The sequence below is a fragment of the Pantoea sp. AG1095 genome (assembly GCF_003208415.1).
Taxonomy (GTDB): Bacteria; Pseudomonadota; Gammaproteobacteria; order Enterobacterales; family Enterobacteriaceae; genus Pantoea; species Pantoea leporis.
This window is the reverse complement of the sequence record NZ_QKMJ01000001.1, coordinates 1,078,583-1,091,928: the sequence shown is the minus strand read 5'-3', so window position 1 is coordinate 1,091,928 and position 13,346 is coordinate 1,078,583. Positions and strand designations below refer to the sequence as shown.

General features: G+C 53.7%; 10 protein-coding genes, 1 pseudogene and 1 other annotated feature. Of the genes and pseudogenes, 5 read left to right on the top strand and 6 right to left on the bottom strand.

What is annotated here, in order from left to right:
* A pseudogene (gene trpD, locus DEU53_RS23110) lies at window positions 1-1,594 on the bottom strand (bifunctional anthranilate synthase glutamate amidotransferase component TrpG/anthranilate phosphoribosyltransferase TrpD).
* Window positions 1,594-3,156, bottom strand: coding sequence for an anthranilate synthase component 1 (locus tag DEU53_RS05160; RefSeq protein ID WP_101764262.1), 1,563 nt, complete (start codon window positions 3,154-3,156; stop codon window positions 1,594-1,596). The pseudogene trpD and the gene DEU53_RS05160 overlap by 1 nt, the downstream one beginning before the upstream one ends.
* A gap of 23 nt (window positions 3,157-3,179) precedes the next feature.
* Window positions 3,180-3,288 (bottom strand) — a sequence feature (Trp leader region).
* Window positions 3,289-3,442: 154 nt separating this feature from the next.
* Here DEU53_RS05160 and DEU53_RS05155 point away from each other — a divergent pair.
* Window positions 3,443-4,327: a PHP domain-containing protein gene (locus DEU53_RS05155; RefSeq protein WP_110866254.1), complete on the top strand. Its 885-nt coding sequence runs from the start codon at window positions 3,443-3,445 to the stop codon at window positions 4,325-4,327.
* A gap of 12 nt (window positions 4,328-4,339) precedes the next feature.
* Window positions 4,340-4,960: an L-threonylcarbamoyladenylate synthase gene (locus DEU53_RS05150; RefSeq protein WP_110866253.1), complete on the top strand. Its 621-nt coding sequence runs from the start codon at window positions 4,340-4,342 to the stop codon at window positions 4,958-4,960.
* On the opposite strand, the gene DEU53_RS05145 is transcribed toward DEU53_RS05150, so the two are convergent.
* Window positions 4,961-5,617: a serine protease gene (locus DEU53_RS05145; protein WP_110866252.1), complete on the bottom strand. Its 657-nt coding sequence runs from the start codon at window positions 5,615-5,617 to the stop codon at window positions 4,961-4,963.
* An 818-nt stretch (window positions 5,618-6,435) separates the two neighbouring features.
* On the opposite strand from DEU53_RS05145, the gene rluB reads away from it, so the two are divergent.
* Window positions 6,436-7,311, top strand: coding sequence for a 23S rRNA pseudouridine(2605) synthase RluB (rluB, locus tag DEU53_RS05140; protein ID WP_110866251.1), 876 nt, complete (start codon window positions 6,436-6,438; stop codon window positions 7,309-7,311).
* Window positions 7,312-7,348: 37 nt separating this feature from the next.
* Here the strand turns inward: rluB and cobO are convergent, their stop codons facing one another.
* Together cobO and DEU53_RS05130 are read right to left on the bottom strand one after the other, a co-directional pair.
* The gene (cobO, locus tag DEU53_RS05135) at window positions 7,349-7,936 is read right to left on the bottom strand and encodes a cob(I)yrinic acid a,c-diamide adenosyltransferase (RefSeq protein WP_110866250.1); all 588 of its coding nucleotides are present in this window, start codon (window positions 7,934-7,936) and stop codon (window positions 7,349-7,351) included.
* On the bottom strand, window positions 7,933-8,697 hold the full coding sequence (locus tag DEU53_RS05130; RefSeq protein WP_110866450.1) for a YciK family oxidoreductase: 765 nt from the start codon (window positions 8,695-8,697) through the stop codon (window positions 7,933-7,935). Before DEU53_RS05130 ends, cobO begins: the two co-directional genes overlap by 4 nt.
* A 173-nt stretch (window positions 8,698-8,870) precedes the next feature.
* Here DEU53_RS05130 and sohB point away from each other — a divergent pair, with 173 nt between their 5' ends.
* Window positions 8,871-9,917: a protease SohB gene (gene sohB, locus DEU53_RS05125; protein WP_110866249.1), complete on the top strand. Its 1,047-nt coding sequence runs from the start codon at window positions 8,871-8,873 to the stop codon at window positions 9,915-9,917.
* 26 nt (window positions 9,918-9,943) lie between these two features.
* On the opposite strand, the gene DEU53_RS05120 is transcribed toward sohB, so the two are convergent.
* Window positions 9,944-10,192, bottom strand: a complete 249-nt coding sequence (locus tag DEU53_RS05120; protein ID WP_101764269.1) for a DUF2498 family protein — start codon at window positions 10,190-10,192, stop codon at window positions 9,944-9,946.
* A gap of 370 nt (window positions 10,193-10,562) precedes the next feature.
* Between DEU53_RS05120 and topA the strand changes: the two genes are divergently transcribed.
* Window positions 10,563-13,160 (top strand): type I DNA topoisomerase, encoded by a 2,598-nt coding sequence (topA, locus tag DEU53_RS05115; protein ID WP_101764270.1) that lies wholly within the window; start codon window positions 10,563-10,565, stop codon window positions 13,158-13,160.
* The last annotated feature ends 186 nt before the right edge of the window (window positions 13,161-13,346 follow it).

The window sequence follows — 13,346 nt, the reverse complement described above, 5'->3', positions numbered from 1 at the left end:
TCATCCTCTCGCTGCCAGAGCGACAACGCGCTCGTAGGCCTGTCCGCTGCGAATGGCAGCGATGGCGCGCTGTGCGTTGTCGCGCAAATCTTCATTTCCGAACACTTTCAGTAACATTGCTACGTTCACCGCCACCGCCTGCTCATGGGCGGGCTGGCCTTTACCCTGGAGTAAACGGGTCAGAATGTCACGGTTTTCTTCCGGCGTGCCGCCTGCCAACGCGTCTTTATCATGGAAGCCAAAACCGAAGTCTTCTGGCGTCAGCTGATAGCCAGTGATTTCGCCATCACGCAGCTCGGCGACCTGCGTTGGGCTGTGCAGCGCCACTTCATCCATGCCGCCGCCGTGAACCACAGCCGCACGTTGATAGCCGAGCACTTTTAGCGTTTGGGCGATTGGCAGTACCAGCTCCGGGCTATACACGCCAATCACCGCTAGCGGTGGACGCGCAGGGTTAATCAGCGGACCCAACACGTTAAAGATGGTACGGGTTTTCAACTGCTGACGTACCGGCATCGCGTGACGAAAACCGCTGTGATACTGCGGAGCAAACAGGAAGCAGACGTTGAGATCGTCCAGCGCCTGGCGTGCTTGTTCCGCAGGCATATCAAGATTGATGCCAAATGCCGCCAGCAGATCGGAAGAACCCGACTTGCTGGAGACGCTGCGATTACCGTGCTTTGCCACTTTCAGGCCGCAGGTTGCCGCAACAAAGGCGCTGGCGGTCGAGATATTGATGCTGTTGCTGCCGTCACCGCCGGTACCGACGATATCGGCAAAGGTGTAATCCGGGCGCGGGAACGGTTTTGCATCGGCCAGCAGCGCGGAAGCGGCACCGGCGATCTCTTCCGGACGCTCGCCACGGACTTTCATGGCGATCAGCGCGGCGGCTAACTGCGTCAGCTCCAGCTGACCGGTAATAATAGCGCTAAATAGCTGGTGGCTTTCGCCCTGGCTCAGCGTCTCAGACTGATAAAGTTTTTCCAGAATAGTTTGCATCATAATCTCCCTATTACTTCGCCAGCGCCCAGGCCAACGTCTGTTCTAATAAGCGCGCGCCCTGAGTGGTGAGAATGGATTCGGGGTGGAACTGGAAGCCACACACCCGGTCGGCATCGTGGCGCACGGCCATCACCATGCCGTTGTAGCTGGCGTTAACGGTCAATTCGGCTGGCGTATTGCTACCGACCAGCGAGTGATAGCGCGCCACCGGAAGCGGATTGCTCAGGCCAGCGAACATGCCTTCGCCATCATGGGTAATAGAAGAGGCTTTGCCGTGCAGGATCTCGCCGGCCTGGCCGACATGGCCGCCGTAAGCTTCAACAATCGCCTGATGACCGAGACAGATGCCGATAATCGGCAGACGACCGCGCAGCGCTTGCAGCAAATCTGGCATGCATCCGGCATCTTTCGGCGCGCCCGGACCCGGCGACAGCATCAGAATTGGGTTTTCCATCTGCTGCAGGCGTTCAATCAGCACCTCAGCGGGCACGTTGTTGCGGTAAATCACCACGTTATGGCCAAAGGTACGCAGCTGATCAACGAGGTTGTAAGTAAAGGAGTCGATGTTATCGAGCAGCAGGATATCGGCCATCAGAAAATCTCCTTGCAGTGATGGGCTGTTGCGATGGCACGCAATACCGCGCGCGCTTTATTGCGGCTCTCGTCCGCTTCTGCCTGAGGCTGGGAATCCAGCACCACGCCGGCACCGGCTTGCACGGTGGCTACGCCGTCTTCAACCCACGCGGAACGGATAACGATGCAGGTATCAAGATCGCCGTTAGCGGTGAAATAGCCGACTGCGCCGCCGTAGCTGCCGCGACGTGTGCCTTCTTTCCCGGCAATCAGTTGCATCGCACGCACTTTCGGTGCGCCGCTCAGCGTGCCCATGTTCATGCAGGCGCGGTAGGCGTGCAGCACGTCGAGATCTGCGCGCAACGTGCCGACCACGCGTGACACCAGATGCATCACAAACGAGTAGCGGTCAACTTTAGTCAGGTCTGCCACGTAACGGCTGCCCGGCACGCAGATACGCGCCAAATCGTTACGCGCTAAATCCACCAGCATCAGGTGCTCAGCCATCTCTTTATGGTCGGTGCGCATTTCCAGTTCGATGCGGCTGTCGAGATCGCGATCCAGCGAGCCATCGGCATGGCGGCCGCGTGGACGCGTACCGGCAATCGGGTAGATCTCAATCTGACGCGACGTGGCGTCATATTTCAGTGAGCTTTCTGGCGAGGCACCAAACAGCGCGAAATCCTGATCCTGCATAAAGAACATGTAAGGACTTGGATTGCTGTTTTTCAACGTGTCGTAAGCGGCCAGTGGAGAAGGGCACGGCAGCGAGAAGCGACGTGAAGGGACAACCTGGAAGATTTCGCCAATGCGAATCGCTTCCTGCATCTCACGCACCACGTTGCAGTACTCTTCATCGCTCTGACTGGTGCTCAGCGTCATGTGCTCGACGCGCTGGACCGGCAATGCGGGCGCTGCTTGCGTCATCTGGCCGCGCAGTTGTTCGATGCGGCCTTGCAGACGCTGGAACTCGCTGGTCGATGGGCTGAATAAGCTGGCCTGCAGGCGAGCAGTGCGCTGCTGATGGTCGATCACCAGTAAGGTTTCGGCCAGATAGAAGCAGTAATCCGGGCAACGCTGTTCGTTGCGCAGTTGCGGCAGATCTTCGAAACCGGCCACTAAGTCATAAGCGAACAAGCCGCCAAGTAGCATCGCTTCACGCTCCTCTTCCGGGCTGTTCACCAGCTGCGGGATCAGGCGCAGCGCATCAAATACGGAAAGGGCCTTCAGGCGGGAATCTTCGTCCTGCATGCCTTGCGGCTGGGTGAAATGCAGCTCGCGGCCATCAGGACGAACCTCGATACGCACTTCAGAGGGCAGCGCCTCGTCCAGCAGCGGCAAGATGGCGCGACCATTTTCCGACAGCGCTTTGATGGTGACGATGTTGCCCAGCGCACTGACGCGCAGCGCGCTATCGACGATTAACAGGCTTTTCAGGTTTTGTTTGCTGTCGATATCTGCGGATTCAAGCAGCAGAGTTGCTGGACGTGCGCCGCATAACTGATGAAACACTGCGGCCGGATCTTCGCGGTAGGGCGCGGTACCGGTTATCAACTTCAATGTAGGTTTCGCAATAGCCATAATGGATTCTCTGAATTTCGCTCAAAAAAAAGCCCGCTCGGCGGCGGGCTTAGGTATCAATCTGCACTGCGGTTACGCAAATTGTGCACGACGACGTCGCCCGATAAAGGGATCTTCGCGCCACCAACCATTTAAATGCGTACCAAAAATAGTCATGATTAAATACCCGTTACGTGTGAACTTGTGTACTAGTTAACTGGTTCGGGCGAAAAATGTCAATACCCTTTTTCAGCCAGGGGCAAAATCGTTATCATGCCTGCCGGTTTATGCAGTTGCTGGAGTTATTTTGTCGGACATCGCTCGTTTTCCCCTTTACGATTTACACAGCCATACGCTGGCTTCTGACGGCTTATTGACGCCGACCGCGCTGGTGCAGCGCGCGGTTGAGATGAAAGTCGGTGTGCTGGCGATTACCGATCACGACACGGTGGCGGGCGTGGCAGAAGCGCAGGCGGCAGTGATGCAACAGGATCTACCGATCCGCGTGCTAGCCGGTTTAGAAGCATCAACCTTATGGGAAAATCACGAAATCCACATTGTGGGGCTGAATGTCGATTGCCAGCATCCCGCGCTGACTGAATTCCTTGCGCAGCAGTATCAGACACGCCTTGATCGTGCGCAGCAGATTGCCGAACGCCTCGAGCGCGCTCGCATTCCTAATGCGCTAGCCGGTGCGCAGCGACTGGCGCAGGGCGGCTTGATCACGCGTGGCCACTTTGCGCGTTATCTGGTGGAGATTGGCAAAGCCGACAATATGGCGCAGGTATTCAAGAATTATCTGGCGCGCGGGAAAACCGGCTACGTGCCGCCGCAATGGTGTACAATTAAACAAGCCATTGATGCTATTCATCATTCTGGCGGCTATGCTGTTTTGGCGCATCCCGGTCGTTATGGTTTGTCGGCTAAATGGTTAAAGCGGCTGATTGCGCATTTTGCCGACGTGGGTGGCGATGCCATGGAGGTCGCGCAGTGCCAGCAAGCGCCCAACGAGCGCACGCAGCTGGCAACCTATGCGCGTGACCATCAGTTAGCCGGGTCGCAGGGATCAGATTTCCACCAACCTTGTCCGTGGATAGAACTGGGACGCAAGTTATGGCTACCGGGCGGCGTGGAGCCGGTTTGGGAACGCTTCCCCGCATTGGCGCCCAGCAGTGCTGTTACAGACAGGTGATATGAGGTTTTTATGAGTCAATATTTTCACATTCATCCCGACAATCCGCAGCCGCGCCTGGTAAATCAGGCAGTTGATTATCTCAATAAAGGCAGCGTGATTGTTTATCCAACCGACTCTGGCTATGCGCTGGGGTGTCGTCTGGAAGAGAAAAATGCCATGGAACGCATTTGTCGCATTCGCCAGTTGGATGGCAATCACAACTTTACGCTGATGTGCCGCGATCTGTCGGAGCTGTCGACTTACGCGCAGGTGGATAACTCCGCGTTTCGCCTCCTGAAAAACAACACGCCGGGCAACTACACCTTCATTTTGAAGGCGACGAAAGAAGTGCCGCGTCGTCTGATGAATGACAAACGTAAAACCATCGGGCTACGCGTGCCGTCCAACCCGGTGGCGCTGGCGCTATTGGAGCGCCTCAACGAGCCGATGATGTCGACTTCGCTGATGCTGCCCGGCAATGATTTCACCGAGTCCGATCCGGAAGAGATTCAGTACAGCATTGGCAAGCTGGTGGATCTGATCATCGATGGCGGCACGCTGGGACAGCAGCCGACCACGGTGATCGATCTCACCAGCGATGCGCCGGTGGTGGTGCGCGAAGGTGTCGGTGACACGCGCCCGTTCCAGTAATCATGCATGGTCAGGCGTGGCTTCCTGCGTCTGACCAATATTGGATTCCAGCCAGGTTTTGAAATCCCCGTACGGAATATACAGCGAGACATCTTTTAAGATGACTTTCTTGCTGCGAACGTTAGATATTTCATGGCTGTAACCGACAATCACCCCGCCAATAGTTTGGTCAGCATTATATACCGCGCCACCCGACATCCCTTGCACCACGCCAGCATTTGATGCCATTGCCATGCAGGGCTTTTTATTCCATTTATTGGTAATGGCGGTGCGCGCTAAATTAACGCCGCTCGATTCCACCGGCATAGCGGAAATAAAGCTGTAACCGTACATTTTAATCGGTTCACCAATAGCACCGTTGCGGAATTTCGCCAGCGTTTCTGGACTGTTTTTATGATAAATAATCGCGACGTCGCAATAAGGATGATAGGCCTTGACACGCTGCACGGCCGTTTTTGCCACGTGCGCCGCCGTCAGGCTGTATTCTGGCGTCAAAGGAATGGTTGTACCGAGAATGCCCAAACCCAGCACGGTCGGGATGCCTGTCACGCTCATATCAACGTGTTGCATCGCAGTACGACTGTACTCAGTGTGGCCCACGGAACAACCGCTCAGTGCCAGCGCAGCGAGCGCAGGCCAAAGCAGAGAGGTTTTCATGGCTGTGATCTTCTTTAAAGCATGTCCGTAAAATCCCTGGTGAAGACTTTCGACATGCAAATTAAATTCATTCCGTAAATGAATAAACGCGTCTAATCCCGCGCGCGCCGGTTTGTAATATCAGTGAAATTACACAGTGGTTCGTTAATGATTTGTAAGTTGAACGAATATAAATAGTAAATGAAAGCTATGTTATTATGACGACGCACTGGATTTCAGGCTTAAATTTTACACAGTTTTTTCTGCAGAACAATTCATCAAATTTAATATTAATCAAATAATACAAAAATACAGACTTAATCCAACCTGTAGTGCCAATAAACTATCAGTTTGCATTTATTACTGTAATGGACCTTATTTAATGCTATTAAATAGTTTTTTATGCTGTTTTATTGTTTTTACTTAGATTTAAAGTTTGTGATTATCCTTAAGCGTGGCGAGCAATAGCGGTTAAGCAGTCTTGCAAAGCGCTAATGTATCAGTTGTCTTAAGTTGATAATAGGCTCAGGCGGGAAAGGTTAGGGGCAAGTGATAATAATTCAGTCACTTGGCGTGGATGCCGCGGATGCAAATAAGATAGATCTATCAGCCAGCTGAATGTTTATCGTCATGGTCTTAATGGCCACGTTTTTACCAGACCCTCTGTTATCGGCAGCAAAGGAAAAGGTGTTAACAAAACTTGCGTTAGTGTAAAATCGCGGGCCGTCTGAGATTGCACCAGCGATGCAGAGCGGTAACAGATTCTGATATGGGAATTGGTAATCCCTGTATCGCACCTCTTCTTACCACGACGCCTGGGAAGGCGACAACGAGGCTCCATGAGCGAAAAATTACAGAAAGTATTAGCGCGCGCCGGTCACGGTTCGCGTCGCGAAATCGAAACCATGATTTCAGCCGGACGCATCAGCGTTGACGGCAAACTGGCGACGCTTGGCGATCGCATCGAAAGTGATAAATCCCTGAAAATTCGTATCGATGGCCATCTGGTTTCCATCGCTGAGTCGGCGACCGAAGTGTGTCGCGTATTGGCGTACTACAAACCAGAAGGTGAACTCTGCACGCGTAACGATCCGGAAGGGCGTCCAACCGTATTTGATCGTCTGCCGCGTCTGCGTGGTTCACGCTGGATTGCCGTCGGTCGTCTGGATGTGAATACCTGCGGTTTGATGCTGTTCACCACCGATGGTGAACTGGCTAACCGTTTGATGCACCCAAGCCGTGAAGTGGAGCGTGAATATGCGGTTCGCGTGTTTGGCGAAGTGGATGACGATAAAATCCGTCAGCTGAGCAAAGGCGTGCAGCTGGAAGATGGCCCGGCATCGTTCAAAACCATTAAGTTTGCCGGCGGCGAAGGCATTAACCAATGGTACAACGTGACGCTGACCGAAGGTCGTAACCGCGAAGTGCGCCGTCTGTGGGAAGCGGTTGGCGTGCAGGTTAGCCGACTGATGCGTGTGCGTTACGGTGATATCCAGTTGCCAAAAGGGTTGCCACGCGGCGGCTGGATCGAGATGGAATTACCGGCAGTCAACTATCTGCGTACGTTAGTCAGTATGCCGGAAGAGACGGTAACGAAAGTGGCCGTTGAAAAGGATCGTCGTCGCACCAAAGCTAACCAAATTCGTCGTGCGGTAAAACGTCACGGTGTGGTGAGCAACAATCCGCGTCGGAATAACACTAAACGCGGTTCCTGATCCTAAGCCTGACGCCGTGCTCTGCGGCGTCAGCGTGTTACCAATCTATTCCTTGCTGTGCCTGAATTCCCGCATCAAACGCATGTTTCACCGGACGCATTTCCGTTACGGTATCTGCCAAATCCAGTAACGTACGATGACAGCCGCGACCGGTAATGATCACGCTTTGCTGAGCAGGGCGCTGTTGCAGCGCATCGACCAGCTCCGCTAAATCCAGATAATCCATGCTCACCATGTACGTGATTTCATCCAGGATCACCAGATCGACGCGGCTATCGGCCAACATACGACGCGCCTGCTGCCACACTAACTGGCAGGCGGCAGTGTCGGTCTCGCGGTTCTGCGTATCCCAGGTAAAACCGGTTGACATCACCTGAAATTCGACGCCGTGCTGTTCCAGTAAGTTACGTTCACCGTTGGGCCATTCGCCTTTGATGAACTGTACCGCCGCCACTTTTTTACCGTGTCCGCATGCGCGCAACGCAGTGCCAAAAGCCGCGGTGGTTTTCCCTTTGCCGTTACCGGTGAACACCATCAAGATGCCGCGCGTCTCGGTGGCGGCGGCGATTCGGGCATCAACCTGCTCTTTTAGTCGCTGCTGGCGTTGCTGATGGCGATCGTTCATGCGGTTGCCGGACCCGCTTTGCGTCCCGGCTGCGCATCAAAGCTGGTACCGGTTTTACGTCGGCTGTCATCGCCCATCAAATAGAGGTAGAGCGGCATCAAATCCGCGGGGGTTTTGAGTAAATTGGCATCCTCATCCGGGAAAGCGCTGGCGCGCATTTTGGTGCGCGTACCGCCAGGATTGATGCAGTTCACCCGCAAGTGACGGTTTTTATACTCGTCGGCCAGCACCTGCATCATACCTTCGGTGGCAAACTTCGAAACCGCATATGCGCCCCAGCCTGCACGGCCGGTGCGGCCCACGCTGGACGTGGTAAACACCAGCGATCCGGCATCCGATTTCAGCAGCAGCGGCAGTAATGCCTGGGTTAAATAGAAGGTGGCATCAAGGTTTATCTGCATCACGTCACGCCAGATCTGTGGATCGAGCTCCTCCAACGGTACGATTTCGCCCAGAATGCCAGCGTTGTGCAGCACGCCATCCAGACGCGGCACCAGCGCAGCAACCTGGTCGGCCAACTGCTGGCAGCTTTCAGGCGTAGCTTCGGCCAAATCCAGTAATAAAGAAGCGGCTGGCTGCTTATTTAACTGCTTAATAGCCTGCTCCGTTTTCTGCAGGGTGTCGGCGTTGCGGCCCAACAGGATGACGCGCGCGCCATAGCGCGCGTAGGTCAGCGCCGCTTCACGGCCGATGCCATCGGAAGCGCCGGTGACGAGGATGATGCGATTTTCCAGCAGATCGCTTTTCGGTTGATAATGCACAGCGATGTCCTTTGCTCGGGTCAGAAGGTTTTTGGCTTTATGCCTGAATTTGCCGCGCGGTGCAACGCTTGAGCCTCGCATTCTGTGCCGCCTGCGGGCATTTCAGGCGACGACAGCGCGTAAAGCGGGTAAACTTACAGCTGTTGTAATTTACTGTTTAATAAGGCGGCAGAATGGATTTTTTCTCCAGTTATGGATTATTTCTGGCTAAGGCCGTTACCGTGGTGGTGGCGATCGCAGCTATTGTTCTGATTGTGCTAAATGCCGCGCTGCGTAAACGTCACAGCAGCGGTCAGCTGCGTTTGACGCATCTCGATGATGATTATCGTGAGATGAAGGAAGATCTGCAGCTCGCCAAAATGAAGCCACAGGCGCAAAAAGTGTGGCTCAAGCAGCATAAGAAAGAAGAGAAGCAAAAGGCGAAAGCCGATAAACGCAATGCTAAAGCCGGCGTGAGCGAGACGCTGAAGCCCACGCTGTATGTGCTGGAGTTCAAAGGCAGCATGGACGCGAGTGAGGTCACCTCATTGCGTGAAGAGATCTCCGCGGTGCTGGCAGTTGCGGTGCCGGGCGATGAAGTGCTACTGCGCCTGGAAAGCCCCGGCGGCGTAGTACACGGCTACGGTTTGGCGGCTTCGCAGCTGCAACGCCTGCGCGATGCCGGTCTGCAATTGACGGCGGTGGTGGATAAAGTCGCTGCCAGCGGTGGTTACATGATGGCTTGCGTGGCGGATCGCATTGTGGCCGCACCGTTTTCTATTATTGGTTCAATTGGCGTGGTCGCGCAGATTCCCAACTTCAACCGCCTGTTAAAGCGTAACGATATTGACGTCGAGCTGCATACCGCCGGTCAGTACAAACGGACTTTGACGCTGTTTGGTGAAAACACCGAAGAAGGGCGCGAGAAATTCCAGGAAGATCTCAACGAAACGCATCAGCTGTTTAAAGATTTCGTGCAGCAGATGCGTCCGTCGCTTGATCTGAACAAAGTGGCGACCGGCGAGCATTGGTATGGTCGTCAGGCACTGGATTTGGGTTTGATTGATGAAATCGGCACCAGCGATGCGTTGATTATCAAGCATATGGATCGCTTCACCGTGCTGGGCGTCCATTACGCACGTAAGCGTAAAATGATGGATCGCTTCACCAACAGCGCCAGTCTGGCGGCAGAACGGTTGATTCTGAAAATATGGCAGCGCGGCGAGAAGCCGCTGTTGTAACCGAGCCCGGCAACTGCCGGGCTTTTTTATGCCAGATGATATTGAGAGGAGAGTTCGACCGCGAGGTGTTTAAACACGTTAAATACCGTGGTGGTTTTGGCGGTGGGCAAGCCTTCATCATCGAGAAAATAGGGACCGCGAAACACCAAAACATCACCTTGCTGAATCACATCATTGGCTTCTAATCCGACAAAATAATCGTCGTGCTGCGTGATTATCTGATTAGCTATTTCCAGTAACGCGTGGCGTGAAATAGCTTCCGTTGGCACTGACATTTTTCACCTCTTTTTTGACAGCCATTTTTCTCCTTCTATATTACTTGCGAGCTATCGCGTTCAGCAAATCAGCATGGCGTCGTAAAACTGACGCAAAATTAGGCAGAATGCTAATTAAGTTGCGTAACGGATTTTATCAGGTAGAGTGTGGGCGATTCAGCTTTCAGGGAGATCACACCCGGATGTGTGGTTCTGTCAGATGGAAAACTCGCTCCTAATCATAAAGTTGCAGAAGTCGACGCAATCTGACCTGAGATTATCCCTGCTGCCTTGAAATGCGAAATGCCGGCAGCAATATTGAACCCATTGGGTTTTGGGACCTCCAATTCTCTCCCGTTTATCAGGACGTTTCATTTAGGTAAAGGTACATATGGGTAAATCACTCGTAATCGTTGAGTCCCCGGCAAAGGCCAAAACAATCAATAAATACCTCGGTAATGACTACGTGGTGAAATCCAGTGTCGGTCATATCCGTGATTTGCCGACCAGCGGTTCAACTGCCCGTAAAAGTGCCGACGGGGAAAAAGCGAAACCTGGAAAAAAGGTTAAAAAGGATGAGAAAGCCGCACTCGTAAACCGCATGGGTGTGGATCCCTGGCATGGTTGGGAAGCGGATTATCAAATTCTGCCGGGCAAAGAAAAAGTTGTCGCTGAGCTGAAAAACCTGGCTGCCGATGCAGACCACATCTATCTCGCAACCGACCTTGACCGCGAAGGGGAAGCCATTGCCTGGCACCTGCGGGAAGTGATCGGTGGGGACGATAAGCGCTTTAGCCGCGTGGTATTTAACGAAATCACCAAGAATGCGATTCGTCAGGCGTTTGATAAGCCCGGCGAGCTTAATATTGAACGTGTCAACGCACAGCAAGCGCGCCGCTTTATGGATCGCGTGGTGGGTTACATGGTGTCGCCACTGCTGTGGAAGAAAATTGCCCGCGGCCTGTCAGCCGGTCGCGTTCAGTCGGTTGCGGTGCGTCTGGTTGTTGAGCGCGAGCACGAAATCAAAGCCTTCGTGCCAGAAGAGTATTGGGAAATCGATGCTGATTTCGCCACGCCGAAAGGCGCCGATCTGGCCATGCAGGTGACGCATCAGAATGACAAAGCGTTCCGACCGGTTAATCGTGAGCAAACTCACGCGGCGGTAGCGATTTTGCAGAAAGCGCGTTACGAAGTGCTGGATCGTGAAGACAAGCCGACCAGCAGCAAGCCTTCTGCACCTTTTATTACCTCAACGCTGCAACAGGCGGCGAGTACGCGTTTGGGCTTCGGCGTGAAGAAGACCATGATGATGGCGCAGCGTTTGTATGAAGCGGGCCATATCACCTATATGCGTACCGACTCCACCAACCTGAGCCAAGATGCTGTGGCGATGGCGCGCGGTTATGTTGAGAGCAGCTTCGGTAAAAAGTATCTGCCAGAAGCGCCGAATACCTATGCCAGCAAAGAGAATTCACAGGAAGCGCACGAAGCGATTCGTCCTTCTGATGTGAATATCGTGGCTGAGCAGCTGAAAGATATGGAAGCTGATGCGCAGAAACTTTATCAGCTGATTTGGCGCCAGTTTGTTGCCTGCCAGATGGTTCCGGCTCAGTATGACTCCACCACGCTGACCGTGGGCGCGGCTGAATTCAAATTGAAAGCCAAAGGCCGCACGCTGCGTTTCGATGGCTGGACGCGCGTGATGCCTGCGCTGCGTAAAAATGATGAAGATCTGACGCTGCCGCCGGTAGATGTTGGCGATATGCTGGATCTTAAAGAGTTGATGCCAAGCCAGCACTTCACCAAACCGCCGGCGCGCTTCAGTGAAGCATCCCTGGTGCGTGAGCTGGAAAAACGTGGCATTGGTCGTCCATCAACGTACGCCTCGATTATCTCCACCATTCAGGATCGTGGTTACGTGCGTGTTGAGAACCGCCGTTTCTACGCCGAAAAAATGGGTGAAATTGTTACCGACCGTCTGGAGTCTAATTTCCGCGAGCTGATGAACTATGACTTCACCGCGCGCATGGAAAATAGCCTCGATCAGGTGGCGAATAATGAAGCCGAATGGAAAGCGGTACTCGACTCCTTCTTCAGTGATTTCAGCCAGCAGCTAGATGATGCTGAGAAAGATCCGGAAGAGGGCGGCATGCAGCCGAACCAGATGGTGTTGACGTCAATTGATTGTCCAACCTGTAGCCGCCCGATGGGGATTCGCACCGCCAGTACCGGCGTGTTCCTGGGGTGCTCGGGTTATGCTTTGCCGCCGAAAGAGCGCTGCAAGCAGACCATCAACTTGATCCCGGAAAATGAAGTGCTCAACGTGCTGGAAGGCGATGATGCTGAAACCAATGCGCTGCGCGCTCGTCGTCGTTGCCAGAAGTGTGGCACCGCGATGGACAGCTATCTGATCGATAACCAGCGCAAGTTACACGTCTGCGGTAATAACCCAGAGTGCGACGGCTACGAGATTGAGCAGGGTGAATTCCGCATCAAGGGCTACGACGGTCCGATTGTTGAGTGCGAGAAGTGTGGTTCTGAAATGCATCTGAAAATGGGTCGTTTCGGTAAGTACATGGCGTGTACCAACGACGAGTGCAAAAACACCCGTAAGATTCTGCGTAACGGTGACGTCGCGCCGCCAAAAGAAGATCCGGTGCCGCTGCCAGAATTGCAGTGTGAAAAGTCGGATGCTTACTTTGTGTTGCGTGATGGTGCAGCGGGCGTGTTCCTTGCTGCGAATACCTTCCCGAAATCACGTGAAACGCGCGCGCCGCTGGTGGAAGAGCTGCAACGCTTTGCCGACCGCCTGCCAGAAAAGCTGAAATATCTGTCAGAAGCGCCAGCCGCCGATCCGGAAGGGAATAAGACGATGGTACGTTTCAGTCGCAAGACCAAACAGCAATACGTCTCTTCCGAAAAGGATGGCAAAGCCACTGGCTGGTCAATGTTCTATGTTGACGGCAAATGGCAGGAAGCGAAAAAGTAATTCCCCGCAAGGCCAGCATTCGCTGGCCTTTCTCTTATCCTTATAGCTAATCGTTCTACATTCTTCCTTTAACTGATATAGTAGTTATAGAACTCTTTTAGTTTCGCTGATTCGCTTTCCCTCCCTCACCGCAATTAAAGCGGAAACACGCCTGCCGGGAATGCACCTCTGTCGCTACCAGGAAGA